This is a genomic window from Lampropedia hyalina DSM 16112 (assembly GCF_900129055.1).
Classification (GTDB): domain Bacteria; phylum Pseudomonadota; class Gammaproteobacteria; order Burkholderiales; family Burkholderiaceae_C; genus Lampropedia; species Lampropedia hyalina.
Genome location: NZ_FQUZ01000015.1, coordinates 46,952 through 66,129, shown reverse-complemented (window position 1 = coordinate 66,129; position 19,178 = coordinate 46,952). Strand labels below are relative to the sequence as shown.

Here is a 19,178-nt window from a genome sequence, read left to right as displayed (position 1 = left end):
CACATGCCCATCCCTACTCCTCATTCGACTTGTCGGCCTGCCATGGGCATGTTTGCATCCACCCGAAAGTCCATGTGGGCAGTGACGGCCTGCTGCGCATCCATCATGTTGTCCGGCTGCGCCGTCGTCACCAGTCCGGGCTTTGATTTCTCCCAGACCAGCCAGCGCAGCAGTGTCAGCCTCACCCCCGGAGTGGCCGATGGCACCGAAGCCGCCACCCCGGCACAGACAGCCATCCGCCCCATCAATGCCGAGCTGCTGCGCCATATTGCCCAGGCCCATCGTCCTGATCTCCCCACCGGACTGCTCAATCTCTACGCCGAACCGAGCCCGTACACCATCGGAGCCAGCGACGTCATCGGCATCGTCGTGCACGATCACCCGGAATTGCTGGCCACTGCCGGTGCCAGTGCGGCAGCCACCGACCCCGCAGGCATCACGGCCTCACCTGGTTTCATCGTGGACGCGGACGGTTTCATTATCTTCCCCTACATCGGCAAGGTCGCAGTGGCAGGCCTGACCCCCACCCAGGCGACACAGCGCATTGCCCAGAAGCTGGCCCACTACATCCACAAGCCACAGGTCACCGTGCGGGTGCAGGCATTCCGCAGCAAGCGAGTCTATGTGGAAGGCGAGGTTCGGAATCCGGGGATGCAGATCTTCACCGATGTGCCCATGACCCTGCCGGAAGCACTCAACCGTGCCGGCGGCCTGACCGAGCACAGCGACCGCTCCGAAATCCTGCTCACGCGCGATGGATACACCACCCGGATTGACCTGGACACCCTGCAACAGCTCAACAGCAACCCCAACCGCATCCTGTTGCGCAGTGGTGACAATCTGCGTGTACGCAACCGCAGCGACAAGAAAATCTATGTGCTGGGCGAAAGCCTGAAGGCTGCGGCACTGAGCATGGAGCATGGCAAACTCAGCCTGGCCCAGGCCCTGGGAGAGAGTGGCGGCGTCAATCCCACCACGGCAGACCCAGGCCAGATCTATGTCATCCGCAACCGCCCGGACAGCCTGCAACCCGAAGTATTTCACCTGGATGCCAAGAACCCGGTGGCCCTCGCGCTGGCAGACAACTTCCCGCTGCAAGCGCGTGATGTCGTCTACATCGACCCTGTGCCACTGGTGCGCTGGAACCGCATCATCAGCCTGGTGCTGCCCACCGCATCGGTGCTGAACACCAGCAGCGAAATCTCCAACCGATGAGCATCCAGTCCATCCTGACCGTCTGCATCGGCAACATCTGCCGCAGCCCGATGGCCCATCTGTTGCTGGCGCAGGCACTGCCCGATCTGCGCATTGTCTCGGCTGGCACGGCCGCACTGGTCGGCCACCCGGCCGACCCCATGGCCGTGGAGCTGATGCACGAACGCGGCCTCGATCTCGGCGGCCACCGCGCCACCCAGGTCAGCCAGTTGCTGTGCCAGCAGGCCGATCTGATCCTGGTGATGGACCCACAGCAACGCCAGCATCTGGAAAACCGCTACCCACAGGTTCGGGGCAAGGTCTATCGCATCGGCCACTTCATCCAGCAGGATGTGCCCGACCCCTACCAACAGCCGCGGGCCGCGTTCGAACATGCCCTGGCCCTGATCGAGCAGGGCGTGCAGGACTGGACGCAGCGCATCCGCGCCCTGTGACCGCCATGCGCCCGCCCATTCCCCGGCTTCATCCCTGTCCATTCACTCCCCGGCCTGCTGCGGGTGCGCGGCGGGCGGACACCCGGTGTCCGACCTTTTCCGCACCCGCCCCGGACACGCACTGCCCTTCTCCATTCCGGCCATGACCACACCGACCACTCCACCTCCCTCCCCCGCCCCGCACCCTGCCGGTTACCCAGCCTATCCGGCCGCCCCGGTCGCCGTGGCCGACAACGATGAAATCGATCTGCGCGAAATATGGGACATCCTGGTGGACCGCAAGTGGCTGATCGCATCGGTCACTGGCGTATGCCTGGCCGCAGGCGTGGCCTATGCCATGCTGGCCAAGCCCATCTACGAGTCGAACCTGCTCATTCACGTCGAGGACAGCAGCCCCTCGCCATTCAACTTCGCTGCGGGGGCAGACAGCTTCTTTGACATCAAGACCCCGGCCAGTGGCGAGATGGAGATCATCCGTTCGCGCAACATCCTGGGCCAGACGGTGGACAACACCCGCTACTACATTCAGGCAGAACCGGTGTACCTGCCTCTGATCGGCCCCTGGCTGGCACGCCGTGCAAACGGTGTTTCCAGCCCTTCAGGATTGCCCTTCATCAAGGGCAGCGTCAGCGGCAGGGAGCAGATTCAGGTCGCACAGTTCGACGTACCTGCGCCGCTGGAAGGCAGTGCGTTCACCGTGGTGGCAGCAGAAGGGGCAGGCTACAGCCTCCAGCACCCGAACCTGCCATCGGCCCTGCAAGGCCAGATCGGCACTGCGCTGGAAGCGACCCTGCCCGGTGGCGGCACCCTGAGCCTGCTGGTTTCGGAATTGCACGCCCAGCCCGGTGCGCATTTCCGCTTGGTACGCCACTCGCGCATCAGCACCATCCAGTCCCTGCAAAGAAGCCTGCAAATCTCTGAAAAAGGCCGCCAGTCGGGCATTCTGAACGTGTCCATGCAGCATGAGAACCCGTACCGGCTCAGCGAAGTGCTCAACGAGATCGGCACGCAATACGTGCGCCAGAACATCGATCGCAAGGCGGCCGAAGCCGCCCAGTCGCTGTCCTTCCTGGACGAGCAGTTGCCCAACTTCAAGCGCGAACTGGAATCGTCCGAAGCCTCCTACAACCAGTTCCGCAACCAGCGTGGCACCATTGCCTTCGATGAAGAAGCCAAGCTGGTGTTGGCCCAACTGGTGAACGTACAGACGAAACTGGTAGAGGCCGAACAGCAACGCCGTGCCCTGTCGGCCCGCTTCACCGACAACCATCCCAACATCCAGTCGCTGGACAGCCAGATCCGCGCCTGGAAGGGCCAGATTGCCTCGCTGGAATCACGCATCAAGACCATGCCGGGCATCCAGCAGGAAGCCATGCGCTTCCAGCGCGACATCCAGGTCAATACCGAGCTGTACCAGTCCATGCTCAACAGCGCGCTGCAACTGCGCCTGGTCAAGGAAGGGCGCACCGGCAACGTGCGGCTGCTGGATTCTGCGGCCATCTTCCCGCAACCGGTCAAGCCACGCAAATCCCTTATCGTCGCGCTTGCAGGCATTCTGGGCCTGATGGGCGGTGCCGCGCTGGCCATCGGGCGCGGCATGTTCTTCAGTGCCATCCGCCATCCCAACGAAATCGAAGCGCGCACCGGCCTGAACATCTACGCCAGTGTGCCGCTGAGTGCCGATCAGAAACGCTTGCAGAACCAGATTCTGGCCAAGGCTCCCGGAGTCCACCTGCTCACCCACAAGGCTCCCAGCGACCCAGCCATCGAGAGCCTGCGCAGCCTGCGCACCGCCTTGCAATTCTCCATGCTGGAGAGCAGCAACAACCGGGTCATGTTCACCGGCCCTACCCCCTTTCTGGGCAAGAGTTTCCTGTCGTCGAACTTTGCCGCCGTCATGGCCGCCGGTGGCAAACGGGTGTTGCTGGTGGATGCCGATCTGCGCAAAGGCTACCTGCACCAGTACTTCGGCCTGGCACGCGGACGCGGCCTCAGCGACCTCATCAGCGGCAGCCTGAACTGCAAAGAAGCCATCCACTCGCAGATCGTCCCGAACCTGGACTTCCTGTCCACCGGCTTCCTGCCACCCAACCCGGCCGAATTGCTGATGTCCGAGAGCTTCACCCAGTTGCTGGAACAATTCTCCAGCAGCTACGACATGGTCATCATCGACACCCCTCCTGTGCTGGTGGCGGCCGACGCGAACGCCATCGCCACCCATGCCGGAGTGATTCTGCTGGTGGCGCGGGCCGATGTCTCGCAGTTGGGAGAAGTGCAGGAAAGTGCCAAGCGCATTGCCCAGTCCGGCAAGAGCATCACCGGCGTGGTGTTCAACGCCATGGACACCAGCCGCCGCCACTACGGCAGCTATGGCTACAAATACAGCCACGGCTACCGCTATACCAACTACCGCTACAGTGCCGATGGCAAGAACACCACGTTCTGAGTGCCAGCGCAACACCCCGTGATGCCACCCCTGCCCGCCGCCTCCTGGCTGGTTCCCGGACGTGGCCCCTATGGCCTGATGCTGACCGGCATACTGCTGCTGTTGCTCTACGGGCTGGGCAGTTGGCCGGGGGCAGCCTCGCAGATGGGCCAGACCTTTGGCAGCGACAAGCTGTTGCACGCGCTGTTCTACGGCACACTGGCCGTGGTGCAGCAGCTCACCTGGAGCCGCCACCATCTGGCCCTCACCCTGCTGGTGGTGGGTGTTTCCGGGGCGGTGGACGAGGCCATCCAGTCGCTGTTTCCGTATCGCAGTGCCAGTTGGGATGACTGGTTCACCAACATGGCGGCAGCCCTGTGCGTCAGCGTGGTCTTCTGGCTCTGGCGCAAACGCACAGCGCGGGACTGAGTACCCAGTTTCCCCAAAGGCCGGTATTTGCCTTACCATCGGCCACCCGCATGCCGTGCGTGTGGCCTGCGCCGTCCCGTTCAACGCCATTTCCGTCTTCCCGTCTCCCGTGCGACTTCATTCCATCAAGCTGGCAGGCTTCAAATCCTTTGCCGAACCCACCACTTTTTTGCTGCCCGGCCAGATGGTGGGCGTGGTCGGCCCCAATGGCTGCGGCAAATCCAACATCATGGATGCCGTGCGCTGGGTGCTGGGCGAGAGCAAGGCCAGCGAGTTGCGCGGTGAATCGATGCAGGATGTCATCTTCAGCGGCACACACAGCCGCAAGCCCGCCAGCCGCGCCAGCGTGGAACTGGTCTTCAACAACGAAGACGGCCAGCGGGCGGGCGGACAATGGGCGCAGTACAGCGAAATCGCCGTCAAGCGCATCCTCACCCGCGACGGCAACAGCAGCTACCACATCAATGGCCAGCAGGTGCGCCGCAAGGACGTGCAGGACGTGTTCATGGGCACCGGGCTGGGGCCGCGTGCCTACGCCATCATCGGTCAGGGCACGATCAGCAAGATCATCGAATCCAAACCCGAAGAACTGCGCCTGTTCCTCGAAGAAGCAGCCGGGGTCTCCAAATACAAGGAACGCCGCCGCGAAACCGAAAACCGCCTGGAAGACACGCGCGACAACCTCACGCGCCTGCACGACATTCTGGGCGAACTGGGCAGCAGCCTGAAAAAACTCCAGATGCAGGCCGAAGTGGCGCAACGCTACAGCCAGCTCCAGCAACACCACGACAGCCGCCAGCAGCAGCTCTGGCTGTTGCGCCAGACCCAGGCCCAGCGCGATCTGGAGCAGGCACAGGCCAGCGGCCAGCAGGCGATCACGGCCCTGCAAGAGCAGACCGCCACGATGGACGAGGCCCACGCCGCGCTGGAGCACCTGCGCGAACAGCACCAGCACACCGGCGAAAACCTCAACGAAGCCCAGCGGGCACTGTACGAAACCACCGCGCGGGTCGGCAAGCTGGAGGCTGAAATCCGCTTTGCCACCGAAGGCCGCCAGCGACTGGCCGAACGCCTGCAAGGGCTGGCACAGCAACAGCAGCACTGGCACACCCAGGCCGAACAGGCGCAAGCACAAGCGCAGCAACTGGAAGAGGATTCGGCCCAGGCCGAAGCACAGGGCGACATGCTGGAAGCGCAACTGGAAGAGCACAGCGCGCAAATGCCCGACTGGGAGCAGCACTGGCAACAGCAGCAGCGGCACGGCGAACAACACCGCCAGCAACTCCAGCAGGTGCAGCAGCAACTCCAGATCCTGAAAACCGAACAGCGTGGTGCGCGGGAGAGCCAGCAGCAACTCCAGCAGCGGCTGGAGCGAATCCGGCAGGAACGCCAGAACCTGCACCCCGTCGATGAAGCCCATCTGCACCAGCAACAACAAGCCCTGGCCGAAGCCGAGCAGGAAGCCGAATGCGCCCAGGCCGCCTGGCAGGAACTGCAAGAGCAACTGCCACAGCTGGACGCAGCCCGCCGCGATGCCCAGCAGCAGGTGCAACACACCCACGCCGAGCACACCCGTCTGGAGGCGCGCCGCAATGCCCTGCGCGCCCTGCAAGAAAAAGTGCAGCACCAGGGCAAGCACACCGCCTGGCTGAAAACCCACGGACTGGATGGCACACCACCGCTGTGGACACACCTGCAAGTCGATACCGGCTGGGAGCACGCCGTGGAAGCCGTGCTGCGCGAACGCATTGCCGCCCTGCCCGTGCAGCAGCTGGAGCTGGCCCCCGGACTGGCAGGGGGCGAGCCTCAGACCCCGCCGGTGCGCCTGGCCTTCTACGCCCCGACAGCAACCGATGCCACCGCCGAAACCCCCATCCACCCCGTTCTGCGGCCACTGGCCGACAAGGTGTGCAGCAGCGACCCGCAACTCCAGCGCATGGTGCAGCACTGGCTGCACGGCTGCCATGCCAGCGACAGCCTCGCCCAGGCCCTCGCCCAACGCCAGCACCTGCGAACCGGCGAACAGATTCTGTCGCCGCAAGGCCACAGCGTCACCGCCAGCAGCCTCAGCTTCTACGCCCAGGACAGTGAGCAGTCCGGCATGCTGGCCCGCGCCCAGGAAATCGAACTGCTGGAGCGGCAATGCGCCGATCTCGCCCAGACCCTGCACAGCCAGCGTGCCCAACTGCAACAGGCCGACACCGCCCACCAGCAGGCCAGTGGGCAATTGCGCCAGCAACAGCAGGCCGCCGACCAGGCACAAAAAACCGCCCACCAGCTTCAGGTGGACGTACTGCGCCTGAACCAGCAGGCCAGCCAGACCCGCGCCAGCCAGAGCCGCCTCGACGCAGACGAGACCGAACTGCGCGACAGCCTCGAATCCGTGCAGGCATCGCAATTCGACACCGAAGCCCGCGCCAGCGAACTCGAAGCCCAGCTGGAAGAACTGCAATCCACCCAGGCCAGCCAACAGGCCGAACACCAGCGGGCAGAACAGACCCTGCAACGTGCCCGCGAACAACTGCGCCAACTGGAGCGAGAGGCCCAGCAGGCACGCTTTGAACAACAGCAACTGCACAGCCGCCGAGCCGAACTGCAACGCACGCTGCACACCGCCCACCAGCAATTGCACACCCTCGCCGAGCAGCAGCAGGCTGCCGAGCAGGAACAGCAGCACTACCGCCAACACCAGCCCCAACAGGACCTGGATGCCGCCCAGGCACAGCAGCAACAGCACGAACAGACCCTGGAGCGCGTGCGCCGCGACTACGACAGCCAGGGGCGGCAACTGCGCCAGGCCGAAGAAAGCCGCCAGCGGCTGGAGCGCACACTGGAGCCGTTGCGCCAGGCCATCACCGAAGCACGTCTGCAAGAGCAGGCCGCGCAACTGGCATGGCAACAAATGGAAGAACAGCTCCAGCAGGCCGAAGCCGACAAGGCCCAGGTGCAGGCAGGCATTGCCCGCGACGGCGTGCAACTGGAAGGCTTGCAGGCCGAAATCGACCGCACCCAGCGGCAGATTCAGGCACTGGGGCCGGTCAATCTGGCCGCCTTGCAGGAATTGCAGCAGGCGCAGGAGCGGCAGGAATTCCTGAGCGTGCAGGTGCAGGATTTGACCACCGCCATGCACACGCTGGAAGAAGCCATTCGCACCATCGATGCCGAAACCCGCGAACTGCTCACCCACACCTTCGAGACCGTGAACCGGCACTTCGGCGAGATGTTCCCGGAACTGTTCGGCGGCGGCCAGGCACGGCTGACCATGACCGGCGACGAAATCCTGCACGCGGGCATTCAGGTCATGGCACAGCCACCGGGCAAGCGCAACCAGACCATCCACCTGCTCTCCGGCGGCGAAAAAGCCCTGACCGCCATCGCGCTGGTGTTCGCCATCTTCCAGCTCAACCCCGCCCCGTTCTGTCTGCTCGATGAAGTCGATGCCCCGCTGGACGACTCCAACACCGAACGCTATGCCCGGCTGGTCGCCCGCATGAGCGCGCACACCCAGTTCCTCTACATCAGCCACAACAAGATTGCGATGGAAATGGCCGAGCAGCTCATCGGCGTGACCATGCAGGAGCGCGGCGTATCGCGCATCGTGGCCGTGGACATGCAGAACGCGCTGGACATGGTGGATGCCTGAAGTTACGGTGACGGTCACGCTGATTGGGCATCACACCAAATCAAATCTGAAATAATCGGCATCACCTGCATCCCACCGATTTCACCATGAGCAATATGCACCTCACCCTGGCCATACTGGGCATTGGCATCATCGCGGCGGTCTTCCTGTACAACACCTGGTCGATCCGCCGCCATCTGTCCCGCCTTGCCGCCGATGAAGCCGATGGCGATGCGTCCGGCGCGGCTCCCACCGCACCAGCGGCCGAAGCAGCGGAAGGCGACGGCAGCGCATCCCACCCCGGCGATGCAGCAATGCCACACGAAGCGGTGCTGGACGCACTGATCTTCAGCCTCGGCTCCATCCAACTCGATGCCCCGGTCAGTGGCAAGGCGGCCCTGGCCGCACACCCGCGCACCCAGCGCGTGGGCAGCAAGTATTTCCGCATCGAGGGCTTGAACACCCAGACCCGCGTCTGGGAAATCCCCCAGCCGCAGGCACAGTACGGCGAGTTCCAGGCCGGCATTCAACTGGCCGACCGGCAGGGCGCGCTCCATGAAATCGAATTCTCCCGCTACGTCATCCTGACCCAGGGCTTTGCCGATGCCATCGGTGGCGCAGCGTACTTCCCCGACATGGTGCATGAAGTGGCCCGCGCGCGCGAACTCGACCAGTTCGCCGCCCAGCACGATGCCACCCTCAGCTTCATGGTGCTGGCCCGGCACGCCACCTGGACACCCGGCTACATCCGCCAGACCGCCGCCCGCTACGGCTTCGACAACACCACCACACCGGGCCGGATGGAAATCCAGCCCAGCACCGCAGGCAGTCCGCCGGTGCTGGTGCTGGAATACGACCCGAATGCCGCGCTGGCCGATGAACTCGATCAGGTTCCCATCCGCAACTTCATCCTGACACTCGATGTGAACAGCGTCAGCCGCGAAGAAAACCCCTTTGGCCGCCTGCGTGCCGCCATCGACGGCATGACACGCGACATGGAAGGCATCCTCACCGACCCCGATGGCCGCGCCGTTCCGCCCATGGCACTCGAACAGATGGAAGCCGACATCACCCGCATCCAGGATGCACTCGATGCCCGTGGCCTCTCGGCAGGCAGCATGAGTGCGCGGGTGCTGTTCCGCTAAACCCCAGCTCCCCATGACCACCCCCCACCCTCCCGTGCAGGCCAGCCTGCTGGACGACACGCCCCCGGACACCGCCGCCACCATCGAACAGTTGCGCGAGCAACTGCGCCGCTGGGAGCACGCTTACTATGTGCTGGACGCACCCGAAGTGCCCGATGCCGAATTCGACCGCGCCTACCGCGCCTTGCAGGAGCTGGAAGCGCAGCACCCCGAATGGGTGACGGCCGATTCGCCCACACAGCGGGTGGGCGGCACGGTGCTGGCCGGGTTTGCCACCGTGGCACACCGCGTGCCCATGCTCAGCATCCGTACCGAAACCGATATTTCTCCCGAAGGCGCGCGCGCCTTCGATACCCGGGTGCGCAAGGAACTGGGGCTGGAGCCGGACGATGGCCCGGTCGAATATCTTGCCGAACTGAAGTTCGACGGCCTGGCCATCAACCTGCGCTACGAAAACGGCCTGCTGGTGCAGGCCAGCACCCGGGGCGACGGGCAGACCGGCGAGGACGTGAGCCACAACATCCGCACCATCCGCCAGATTCCGATGCGGCTGCACACCGCGCAAGCACCCGCCGTGCTGGACGTGCGCGGCGAAGTCTATATGCGGCGCGACGACTTCGAGGCCCTCAACGAACGCCAGCGACAGCGCATTGCCGACGGTCTGCGCCACGAAAAAACCTTCGTGAACCCACGCAACGCCGCCGCCGGGGCCGTGCGCCAGCTCAACTCCAATATTGCCGCCGACCGCCCCCTGAGCTTCTTCGCCTACGGCTGGGGCGACATTCAGGGCTGGGATGGCCTACCCGAGACCCAGAGCGCGATGCTGGACGCTTTTGCCCAATGGGGGTTTCCGATCAATGGCGAACGCCGTGTGGTACGCGGAGCCGAGGAACTGATCGCCTTCCACGCCCGCATCGGCGCACTGCGCGACCAGTTGCCCTTCGACATCGACGGCGTGGTGTACAAGGTCAATGCACTGGCCCTGCAACGCGACCTGGGCTTCGTCTCGCGCGAACCGCGCTGGGCCGTGGCGCACAAATACCCGGCGCAGGAGCAACTCACCATCGTGCAGGCCATCGACGTGCAGGTGGGGCGCACCGGCAAGCTCACGCCAGTGGCCAAGCTCCAGCCCGTATTCGTCGGCGGGGTCACCGTCACCAACGCCACACTGCACAATGAGCTGGAAGCCCGGCGCAAGGACGTGCGCGTGGGCGACACCGTGGTGGTGCGCCGCGCCGGGGACGTGATTCCCGAAGTCGTCTCCAGCCTGACAGAGCGGCGCGTGGGCGATCCGCCGCCCTTCACCATGCCCACGCACTGCCCCATCTGCGCCAGCGACGTGGTGCGCGAGGAAGGCGAAGCCGACCACCGCTGCACCGGCGGCCTGTATTGCGCCGCACAGCGCAAGCAGGCCATCCTGCACTTTGCGCAACGCCGCGCCATGGACATCAAAGGGCTGGGCGACAGGCTCGTGGAGCAACTGGTGGACGGCCAGTACATCCAGACGGTGGCCGATCTGTACAGCCTCCCGGTCGAAACCCTCGCCGGGCTGGAGCGCATGGGGCAGAAATCGGCGCAGAACCTGGTCGATGCGCTGCAAGCCTCCAAACAAACCACGCTGGCACGTTTTCTGTACGCGCTGGGCATCCGCCATGTGGGCGAAGCCACCGCCAAGGCACTCGCCGAGCATTTCAACAACCTGGGCGCGCTGATGGGCGACACCCCGCAGGCCGCCGCCACCGCCGAGCGATTGCTGGCGATTGCCGACATCGGCCCGATTGTGGCCGAGAGCATCCACACCTTCTTCCAGCAGCCCCACAACCGCGAAGTGATTGCCGCACTGAAAAACGACCAAAAGTTGCAATGGAAAGAACACACAGGCCAGGCCAGCCAGCCCCAGGAGGGCGATGCCCTGCCGCCGCTGCACGGCAAGACCTTCGTGCTCACCGGCACCCTGCCCAGCCTCAGCCGCGACGAAGCCAAGACCCTGCTGGAAGCGCAGGGCGCGAAAGTCAGCGGCTCGGTCAGCAAGAAAACCGACTATGTGGTGGCAGGCAACGAAGCAGGCAGCAAGCTCGACAAGGCCCAGGCACTGGGCCTGACCATTCTGGATGAAGAAGGACTGCGGCAACTGCTGGCGGCACCGGCCAGCCCCGCCCCGCCTGCCACACCCGCTGCCCCCGACGATGGACAGGAATGAGTGGCCGTAACGCCATCGTCATCGGTGCAGGCGTGATCGGGCTGGCCGTGGCGCGCGCCCTCGCGCAGCAAGGCCATGACGTACTGGTGCTGGAAGCCGCCAATGCCATCGGCACGCAGACCAGCTCGCGCAACAGCGAGGTCATCCACGCAGGCATTGGCTACGCGCCCGGCTCGCACAAGGCCCGGCTGTGCCGACAGGGCCGCGACCGGCTCTACGCCTACTGCGCTGCACACGGCATCGCCCACCAGCGCGTGGGCAAGCTGATCGTCGCCAGCGAAACCGCCGAAATTCATGCACTGCACGCCATCGGGCAACGCGCCCTGGCCAATGGCGTGGACGATCTGCAATGGCTGGATGCCGCGCAGGCCCGCGCACTGGAGCCGGAACTGCACTGCGAGGCCGCGCTGTACTCGCCCAGCACCGGCATCGTGGACAGCCACGCCCTGATGCTGGCCCTGCAAGGCGATCTGGAGCAGGCCGGTGGTGCAGTGGTACTGCGCACACCCGTCACCGCCATGGAGCTGGCACACCAGATCGGCCAGCCGCACCGTATTCATACGCAGGACGGCACGGAAATCACCGCACGCACCGTGGTCAATGCCGCCGGGCACGGGGCCATCCCGCTGGCGCAGCAGACCCACGGACTGGACGCATGCCACATACCCACGGCCTGGTTCGTCAAGGGGCAGTACTTCACGTTCAGCGGCCGTGTGCCGTTTCGCCATCTCATCTACCCCGTACCCCAGGTGGCGGGCTGGGGCATTCACCTGACGCTGGACCTGGCCGGACAGGCCAAATTCGGCCCCGATGTACAGTGGACGGATCACCCCGACGACTGGCAGGTGAACCCGGCCGATGCCAACCGCTTCCATGCCGCAATACGCCGCTACTGGCCCGGCATTCCCGCAGACCGGCTGCAACCGGGCTACGCCGGAGTACGGCCCAACATCGGTGGCCCCGGTCATACCGACCCCGACTTCGGTATTCAGGGGCCTGCCACCCACGGCGTGGCCGGGCTGGTGAACCTGTTCGGCATCGAATCCCCCGGCCTCACCAGCAGTCTGGCAATCGCCGATGTCGTGGTGCAGCAACTGGATGCGGGATAATCCCGCCTTTGCGGCCTTGCCTTGATTCCCACACCATGCTTCAGTTCGACCTGCTCCAGACCGACCCTTCCAGCCACGCCCGCCGTGGCCAGCTCACGCTCAACCACGGCGTGGTGCAAACCCCCATCTTCATGCCAGTGGGCACCTACGGCACGGTCAAGGGGGTAATGCCGCGCAGCCTGGAGGAAATGGGCGCGCAGATCATCCTGGGCAATACCTTCCACCTGTGGATGCGCCCCGGTCTGGACGTGATGCAGTCGTTCGGCGGCCTGCACGGCTTCGAGCAATGGCACAAGCCCATCCTCACCGACAGCGGCGGCTTTCAGGTCTGGAGCCTGGGCGACATGCGCAAGATCACCGAGGAAGGCGTGCATTTCGCCAGCCCGGTCAATGGCGACAAGCTGTTCATGTCGCCCGAAGTCAGCATGCAGATTCAGACGGTGCTCAATTCCGACATCGTCATGCAGCTCGACGAATGCACCCCCTACGAAACCAAGGGCCACCTCACCACCGAGGCCGAAGCACGCCAGAGCATGGAAATGAGCATCCGCTGGGCCAGGCGCAGCCAGGCCGAGTTTGCGCGGCTGGAGAACCCGAACGCGCTGTTCGGCATCGTGCAGGGCGGCATGTTCGAGCACCTGCGGCAGGAATCGCTGGAGCAACTGGTGGAGCTGGACTTTCCCGGCTATGCCGTCGGCGGGGTCAGCGTGGGCGAACCCAAGGATGAGATGCGCCGCATCATGGCGCACACCCCGCACCGCCTGCCCGCCCACAAGCCACGCTACCTGATGGGCGTGGGCACACCCGAAGACCTGGTGGAAGGCGTGACCCAGGGCGTGGACATGTTCGACTGCGTCATGCCCACGCGCAATGCCCGCAACGGCACGATCTTCACCCGCTACGGCGACCTGAAAATCCGCAACGCCCGCCACCGTGACGACCACCAGCCGCTGGATGTCACCTGCACCTGCCATGCCTGCGCGGGCACGAGTGGCGTGAGCTGGGAAAACGGCGGACGCGGCGGCTTCAGCCGTGCCTACCTGCACCACCTGGACCGCTGCGGCGAAATGCTCGGCCCCATGCTGACCACCATCCACAACCTGCACTACTACCTGAACCTGATGCAGGAAATCCGCCACGCGCTGGATGCCGGAACCTTCACCGCTTTGCGCCAGCAGTTCGCCACCGACCGCGCACGCGGGGTCTGAACGCAGTCATTTGCTCCCGAGAGAACACCATGTCATTGTCCCACCAAGAAATTCTGGAACATCTGGGCCGCGTGCTGGAAAGCCGCAAACCCATCAACGGCGGCGACCCGGCCACCAGCTATGTGGCCAAACTGCTCAGCAAGGCCCCCGATGCCATTCTGAAAAAAGTGGGCGAGGAAGCCACCGAAACCGTCATGGCCGCCAAAGACCTGCAAGCCGGACGCGGCGAAGCCGATGCACTGGTGTACGAAGTGGCCGATCTGTGGTTCCACAGCCTAGTGCTGCTGGCACACTTTGATCTGGATGCCAGTGCCGTGCTCCATGAGCTGGCACGGCGCGAGGGATTGAGCGGACTGGCCGAGAAAGCCGCCCGCCCGGCAGACTGAACGCAACCTCCGGGCGATTGCGCTATTTTGATCGTTCCTGCGCAGGAACAGCATCAGGACACCCCAGCGTCCACAGCTTGCCGCTGGAGCGGCAGGGAGGCATCCCTACGCGGGAGCGCAGGAACGATCATCAGTGTTTTTTCAACGTCGTCACTGGATTCCGGCCTTCGCCGGAATGACGCAGCGCGGTAAGTGCACGAAGCGTGTGGCTATCAGTCTTTTTTCTGGCAGGTATTGATGCCCAGCAGTGGGTACAGCGGGCAGAAGCGCACCAGCGCGGTCAGCAGCGGCACAACCCCAAGCCAGCCCCACCAGCCCACCACCCCGGTGGCAGCCAGCGCGATCAGCACAATCCCGACCACGATGCGCAGAATGCGGTCGATTCCACCAATATTCGATTTCATGGCAAGTTTCCTTTCGTTCGTCATTGCGACAGTGTGAAAAACCATTGCACCCGCACGGACTTCGCGCAGGAGCGGGTATCGCCTGAAAAGGAATGACCGCCGACCACCCCTGCCGTCAGGGACAGTAGATGTCCTTGAGCACCGCGATCAGCCGCGCCACATCCGGGTTCTGGATGCGGTAGTACAGGGTCTGGGCATCGCGCCGGTAGGTCACCAGCCCGGATGCACGCAGTTTCGCCAGATGCTGCGACAGCGCGGATTGCCCCAGTTCCACCTCCTCCAGCATGGCGGTGACCGACAGCTCGCCATGCTCCAGCAACAGGCACAGCACTAGCAGGCGGTGCTCGTTGCTCAACATACGCAGTAGCTCAGCCGCTGCGGCTGCGCCGGTCTGCATGAATTGCAGGGTAGGTTTCGTGGGGGTTTCCGGGGTTGCTTGCATGTTCTCGATGGGACTGGGGTGGCGGGCTGTACCTTCCAAGCCATACATTGGGAGACATTATAATGTATTAAATTAGAAGGTTATAATATGGAGCAGATGGGGCACTCGGGTGGCCTGGGTCATCGGGTTGGAGGGCCACAGCAACGATTGCCATGGCTCTGGGCGCACAGCCTGTCTTAGAACCTGTTCACCCTAACCGTGTGGCTTTTCCAGACACCGGCATCCGCACCAGCGAAGGTGCTATTTTCATGATTTTTGCCTTATGACCCGCACAAGCGACGGTAATCCCACCACAACACCGGCCTATTATCCCGAAAGCGAGAATCGGCTGGGCCGGAATGTGGCCGTTCTCACGGCCACGCAGTCGCTGGGAGCGGCTTCGCCGCCCATCATCATCTCGCTGGGCGGGCTGGTGGGGCAAATGCTCAGCAGCAACCCCGCACTGGCAACGCTGCCGGTGAGCCTGTTCAATCTGGGGCTGGCCCTCTCGACCATTCCCGCCGGGCTGCTGATTCGCCGCCTGGGCCATCGTTACGCCTATCTGCTGGGCGCACTGATGGGCTGTCTGGCCGGGCTGGTGGCCGCCTGGGGCATTTACCAGGGCAGTTTCCTGACGTTCTGCGTGGGCACAAGCGTGGCGGGCTTTTATGCCGCCTGTGTGCAGAGCTACCGGTTCGCTGCCGCCGATGCCGCGCCCCCCGCGCTGCGCTCCAAAGCCATCTCGCGCATCATGCTTGGTGGGCTGGTGGCGGCCATCATCGGCCCACAGATCGTGATCTGGACGCGCGACACCTTCGTCACCGCCCCATTCGCAGGCAGCTTCCTCGGGCAAGCTGCACTGGCAGTGCTGGTGATGCCGCTGATCCTGCTGCTGAAGATTCCTGCCGTGTCGCACCACCAGAACACCGCCACCGGCAGACCACTGGCGCAGATTGCCCGCAGCCCGGCCTTCATCGTCACGGCCAGCGCGGCGGTGGTGTCCTACGGGTTGATGGCCTTCATCATGACGGCCGCGCCGATGGCCATGGTCTCCTGTGGCTTCACGCCGGGGCAGGCGGCCCTGGGCATTCAGTGGCACATTCTGGCCATGTTCGGGCCGAGCTTCATCACCGGCCACCTGATTGCGCGTTTCGGCAAGATCGTCATCACCGCGCTGGGGCTGGTGCTGACGGGCCTGTCGGGCCTCATCGCCTTGCAGGGCCTGGAGCTGTCGCATTTCTGGGGTTCGCTGATTTTGCTGGGCATTGGCTGGAACTTCGGCTTCATCGGCGCAACCGCCATGCTGACCGATTGCTACGAACCGGCCGAACGCGCCAAAGTGCAGTCGCTCAACGATTTTCTGGTGTTCGGCACCGTGGCCGTGGCCTCGTTCAGTTCCGGCAGTCTGCTCACTTCTTCCGGCTGGGATCGCATCAATACGCTGATGCTGCCGCTGGTCACAGTGGTACTGCTGATGCTGGGCTGGCTGGCCTGGCAGAAACGCCGCCAGCCCCGCCATGCCTGAATCCTGCGCAGCCACTGGCCCCGGCTCCCGCAAATGCCTATGCCGGGCGACTGCGGTCGTCAAGGGTTTTGCAGAAAACCGCTGGGATAATCCGCAGGCAATTCGCACAACTTTGCTAGACTGGCCATCAGGTATTCACCTTAGAACCTGTTCACGATTCGTGGCCCTCGCATCCATCATGAAGCACTTTCGCACCCACCAGCCACTCACCACATGGTTCGCCCTGTGGGTATTGCTGCTGGGTGTGACACTGCCATTGCTGGGCCATGCGGGCATGGCCCGATATGCTTCGGCATCCGCCCAGAGCCGTGCCTCTGCGGCGCAATGGGTGGAAGTCTGCACCAGCAGCGGGGTCGAGCGCGTCAGGCTGGATGCCGATGCGCCCAATGCCACACCTGCCGCAGAACAGCCCCCGATGCTGCCGCATGGCATGCCCCTGGGAGTGCAATGCCTGTACTGCCTGGTGAACGATGACGACAACGGAATCGATCTACAAGTCGCCTGGGGCCTGCTGGCCGTTCTGTTCCAGCCGGACGCACCGGCCCGCACTGCGGATGCCCCCATCGCATCCGAAGCTCCCGCACGCCCCACACTCTGGGGCCACCCCCCACTCCCGCCCCGCGCACCCCCGCAGGCATAAGTGCCTGAACGCCGGGCAGGTCTGACTCCGGCACCGGGTGTCCGTTCACAAGAGCCACAAGGCCAGGAACGGACGGGCACGGCAGCTCCTTTGCCCCTTAGCGGGTGGGGGATGCACCGTGCCGCCATCTCCCTCTTTGTCCCCATGCCCCATGAAACACACCCCGTGGCTTGGTCATGCCCTGCTGGCTGCAAGCACCCTGCTCTGGTTGCCGCAAGCCGCGCTGCTGGCATGGGCCATTGACTCCCTCGCCCGCGATGCCGCCACCGGCATGGCGGTATCCGTGCGCACTGCCGTGGGTGTGCTGCTGCTGGGGCTGCTGAAAGCCAGCCTGGAAGCCTGGGGACAGCGACGGGTGTTCATGCAGGCCCGCCAGCACCTGACGCAACTGCGCGAGCACGCCACGGCCGCACTCGGCAACCGCTCGCCACTGGACAAGCAACGCCCCGCTTCCGGCCTGGCCGCCAGCATGGTGGCCGAGCAGGCCGAAGCCATCGTGCCCTGGCATTCGCGCTACCAGCCCGCCCAGTGGCGCACCCTGCTGGTGCCGCCTGCCATCCTGCTGGCCGTGGCAGTGCATTCGTGGCTGGCCGCCCTGATTCTGCTGTGTTCCGCCCCGCTGATTCCACTGTTCATGGCGATAGTGGGCTGGCGTGCCAAGGCTGCCAGCGAGGAGCAGATGGTGGAACTGGGCGGCCTGCATGCCTTTTTGCTGGACCGTCTGCGCGGGCTGGCCACGCTGCGGGCACTGGGTGCGGTGCAGGCCACTGCCACGCAATTGCGCCGCTCCGGCGAATCGCTGAAAGAGCGCACCATGAAAGTGCTGCGCATTGCCTTTCTGTCGTCGGCGGTGCTGGAGCTGTTCTCCGCGCTGGGCGTGGCCCTGGTGGCCGTGTACATCGGCTTTCACCTGCTGGGCGAAGTGCCATTCGGCACCTGGGGCCAGCCGCTGACGCTGGGGCAAGGGCTGTTCGTGCTGATGCTGGCCCCGGCCTTCTTCGAGCCACTGCGCGAGCTGTCGGCCGCCTGGCACGACCGCGCCAGCGGTCAGGCCGCGCTGGCCAATCTGGCCCTGCTGCAACAACCGGGCGTGGCGGTGGTGACCGCATCCGGCGACAGCGTGCAGCCAGTCATTCCCTCTGCCCCGGCAGGCATGGGCATCGAGATGCAGCAGGTGGATTTCGCGCATGGCGACGAACCGCCGGTGCTGCACGGTTTTGATCTTTCCGTGGAGCCTGGCGAGCACCTTGCCATCGTGGGAGTCAGCGGCAGCGGCAAGACCGTATTGCTGGCCCTGCTGGCCGGGTTGCTGCAAGCCCGGCAGGGCCACATCCGCCTCGATGGCCAGCCGCTGGATGCCGGCACCATCGGCACGCTGCGCCAGCAAATGGCCTGGATGGGGCAAAAGCCGCACATTTTCACCGGCTCCATGCGCACCAATACGACACTGGAGCGCGACCGCGTGGATGCGCAACGGGTGGCCCAAACGCTGGCACACAGCGGCATTCAGGCTCTGGTGGAACGCCTGCCCGGCCAGATTCTGGGCGAAGGCGGCACCGGGCTGTCTGGTGGCGAGATTGCGCGGCTGGCCCTGGCACGGCTGGCGGCCAACCCGCAGGCACGCCTGCTGCTGGTGGACGAACCCACCGCCCACCTAGACAGCGAAACCGCCGCACAGGTCATCGACACCCTGCTGCATCTGGCACGCGGCAAGACCCTGCTGGTGGCCACCCATGATCCACTGCTGATGGCACGTCTGCCGCGCCATGTGCGGCTGGAATTGGCCAGCACAACCACCACAGACTCAACCGGAGAAACACCATGAAGCCCGCATCGGCTCCCGTTCGGTCACACCGCACTGCCCGCCGCCGTGCTTGGGAAGATTTGCAAAACTCTTGCGGTAAGCCCGCGCCCGCCAATGGGATGCAGCGCAAGGCGGATTTTGCGGTCAATAGCGAGGCTATTGACCGCAAAAGCCAACGCGGCGATGCGCCCAGTGGCGGGATGCGGGCGGC

At 64.6% G+C, this 19,178-nt stretch carries 15 protein-coding genes; 13 read left to right on the top strand and 2 right to left on the bottom strand.

Going from position 1 to position 19,178, the window contains the following annotated elements:
• Positions 1-48 precede the first annotated feature (48 nt).
• The 10 genes from BUE21_RS07660 (at position 49) to BUE21_RS07615 (ending at position 14,173) form a co-directional block, all read left to right on the top strand.
• Entirely contained in the window at positions 49-1,215 is a 1,167-nt protein-coding gene (locus BUE21_RS07660) for a polysaccharide biosynthesis/export family protein (protein ID WP_073356115.1), read from the top strand.
• 2 nt (positions 1,216-1,217) lie between these two features.
• Entirely contained in the window at positions 1,218-1,649 is a 432-nt protein-coding gene (locus BUE21_RS07655) for a low molecular weight protein-tyrosine-phosphatase (protein WP_073356114.1), read from the top strand.
• Positions 1,650-1,791: 142 nt separating this feature from the next.
• Positions 1,792-4,095 carry a polysaccharide biosynthesis tyrosine autokinase gene (locus BUE21_RS07650; protein WP_084523031.1) on the top strand — a complete coding sequence of 768 codons (2,304 nt, stop codon included), beginning with the start codon at positions 1,792-1,794 and terminating at the stop codon, positions 4,093-4,095.
• 21 nt (positions 4,096-4,116) lie between these two features.
• Positions 4,117-4,503 carry a VanZ family protein gene (locus BUE21_RS07645; protein ID WP_073356095.1) on the top strand — a complete coding sequence of 129 codons (387 nt, stop codon included), beginning with the start codon at positions 4,117-4,119 and terminating at the stop codon, positions 4,501-4,503.
• 109 nt (positions 4,504-4,612) lie between these two features.
• A complete protein-coding gene (smc, locus tag BUE21_RS07640) occupies positions 4,613-8,146 on the top strand; it encodes a chromosome segregation protein SMC (RefSeq protein ID WP_073356112.1) in 3,534 nt (1,177 codons plus the stop codon).
• Between the two features lie 86 nt (positions 8,147-8,232).
• Positions 8,233-9,270, top strand: coding sequence for a hypothetical protein (locus BUE21_RS07635; protein ID WP_073356094.1), 1,038 nt, complete (start codon positions 8,233-8,235; stop codon positions 9,268-9,270).
• Positions 9,271-9,283: 13 nt separating this feature from the next.
• Positions 9,284-11,470 carry an NAD-dependent DNA ligase LigA gene (gene ligA / locus BUE21_RS07630; RefSeq protein WP_073356093.1) on the top strand — a complete coding sequence of 729 codons (2,187 nt, stop codon included), beginning with the start codon at positions 9,284-9,286 and terminating at the stop codon, positions 11,468-11,470.
• Entirely contained in the window at positions 11,467-12,579 is a 1,113-nt protein-coding gene (locus BUE21_RS07625; protein ID WP_073356092.1) for an NAD(P)/FAD-dependent oxidoreductase, read from the top strand. The genes ligA and BUE21_RS07625 overlap by 4 nt, the downstream gene beginning before the upstream one ends.
• Before the next feature lie 35 nt (positions 12,580-12,614).
• Positions 12,615-13,787: a tRNA guanosine(34) transglycosylase Tgt gene (gene tgt / locus BUE21_RS07620; protein ID WP_073356091.1), complete on the top strand. Its 1,173-nt coding sequence runs from the start codon at positions 12,615-12,617 to the stop codon at positions 13,785-13,787.
• A 29-nt stretch (positions 13,788-13,816) separates the two neighbouring features.
• Entirely contained in the window at positions 13,817-14,173 is a 357-nt protein-coding gene (locus tag BUE21_RS07615; RefSeq protein WP_073356090.1) for a phosphoribosyl-ATP diphosphatase, read from the top strand.
• A 212-nt stretch (positions 14,174-14,385) separates the two neighbouring features.
• Here BUE21_RS07615 and BUE21_RS07610 read toward each other — a convergent pair whose 3' ends face one another.
• Both BUE21_RS07610 and BUE21_RS07605 read right to left on the bottom strand, forming a co-directional pair.
• Complete coding sequence (locus tag BUE21_RS07610; RefSeq protein ID WP_073356111.1) at positions 14,386-14,577, bottom strand: YgaP family membrane protein; 192 nt, start codon at positions 14,575-14,577, stop codon at positions 14,386-14,388.
• Positions 14,578-14,692: 115 nt separating this feature from the next.
• A complete protein-coding gene (locus tag BUE21_RS07605; protein WP_073356110.1) occupies positions 14,693-15,019 on the bottom strand; it encodes an ArsR/SmtB family transcription factor in 327 nt (108 codons plus the stop codon).
• A gap of 262 nt (positions 15,020-15,281) precedes the next feature.
• Between BUE21_RS07605 and BUE21_RS14190 the strand changes: the two genes are divergently transcribed.
• From BUE21_RS14190 to cydD, 3 genes are all read left to right on the top strand, one after another.
• Positions 15,282-16,523: an MFS transporter gene (locus BUE21_RS14190; protein WP_143164457.1), complete on the top strand. Its 1,242-nt coding sequence runs from the start codon at positions 15,282-15,284 to the stop codon at positions 16,521-16,523.
• A 178-nt stretch (positions 16,524-16,701) separates the two neighbouring features.
• Positions 16,702-17,163 carry a DUF2946 family protein gene (locus tag BUE21_RS14475; protein ID WP_073356089.1) on the top strand — a complete coding sequence of 154 codons (462 nt, stop codon included), beginning with the start codon at positions 16,702-16,704 and terminating at the stop codon, positions 17,161-17,163.
• Positions 17,164-17,314: 151 nt separating this feature from the next.
• Positions 17,315-18,988 carry a thiol reductant ABC exporter subunit CydD gene (gene cydD / locus BUE21_RS07590; protein ID WP_073356088.1) on the top strand — a complete coding sequence of 558 codons (1,674 nt, stop codon included), beginning with the start codon at positions 17,315-17,317 and terminating at the stop codon, positions 18,986-18,988.
• The last annotated feature ends 190 nt before the right edge of the window (positions 18,989-19,178 follow it).

Bases quoted from the DNA above. Each gene is read 5' to 3' on its own strand.
- BUE21_RS07635 (WP_073356094.1), top strand. From the start codon at position 8,233: ATGAGCAATATGCACCTCACCCTGGCCATACTGGGCATTGGCATCATC.
- BUE21_RS07625 (WP_073356092.1), top strand. From the start codon at position 11,467: ATGAGTGGCCGTAACGCCATCGTCATCGGTGCAGGCGTGATCGGGCTG.
- BUE21_RS14475 (WP_073356089.1), top strand. From the start codon at position 16,702: ATGAAGCACTTTCGCACCCACCAGCCACTCACCACATGGTTCGCCCTG.
- ligA (WP_073356093.1), top strand. From the start codon at position 9,284: ATGACCACCCCCCACCCTCCCGTGCAGGCCAGCCTGCTGGACGACACG.
- BUE21_RS07645 (WP_073356095.1), top strand. From the start codon at position 4,117: ATGCCACCCCTGCCCGCCGCCTCCTGGCTGGTTCCCGGACGTGGCCCC.
- BUE21_RS07650 (WP_084523031.1), top strand. From the start codon at position 1,792: ATGACCACACCGACCACTCCACCTCCCTCCCCCGCCCCGCACCCTGCC.
- BUE21_RS07605 (WP_073356110.1), bottom strand. From the start codon at position 15,019: ATGCAAGCAACCCCGGAAACCCCCACGAAACCTACCCTGCAATTCATG.
- BUE21_RS07610 (WP_073356111.1), bottom strand. From the start codon at position 14,577: ATGAAATCGAATATTGGTGGAATCGACCGCATTCTGCGCATCGTGGTC.
- BUE21_RS07660 (WP_073356115.1), top strand. From the start codon at position 49: ATGTTTGCATCCACCCGAAAGTCCATGTGGGCAGTGACGGCCTGCTGC.
- BUE21_RS07615 (WP_073356090.1), top strand. From the start codon at position 13,817: ATGTCATTGTCCCACCAAGAAATTCTGGAACATCTGGGCCGCGTGCTG.
- tgt (WP_073356091.1), top strand. From the start codon at position 12,615: ATGCTTCAGTTCGACCTGCTCCAGACCGACCCTTCCAGCCACGCCCGC.
- cydD (WP_073356088.1), top strand. From the start codon at position 17,315: ATGAAACACACCCCGTGGCTTGGTCATGCCCTGCTGGCTGCAAGCACC.
- BUE21_RS14190 (WP_143164457.1), top strand. From the start codon at position 15,282: ATGACCCGCACAAGCGACGGTAATCCCACCACAACACCGGCCTATTAT.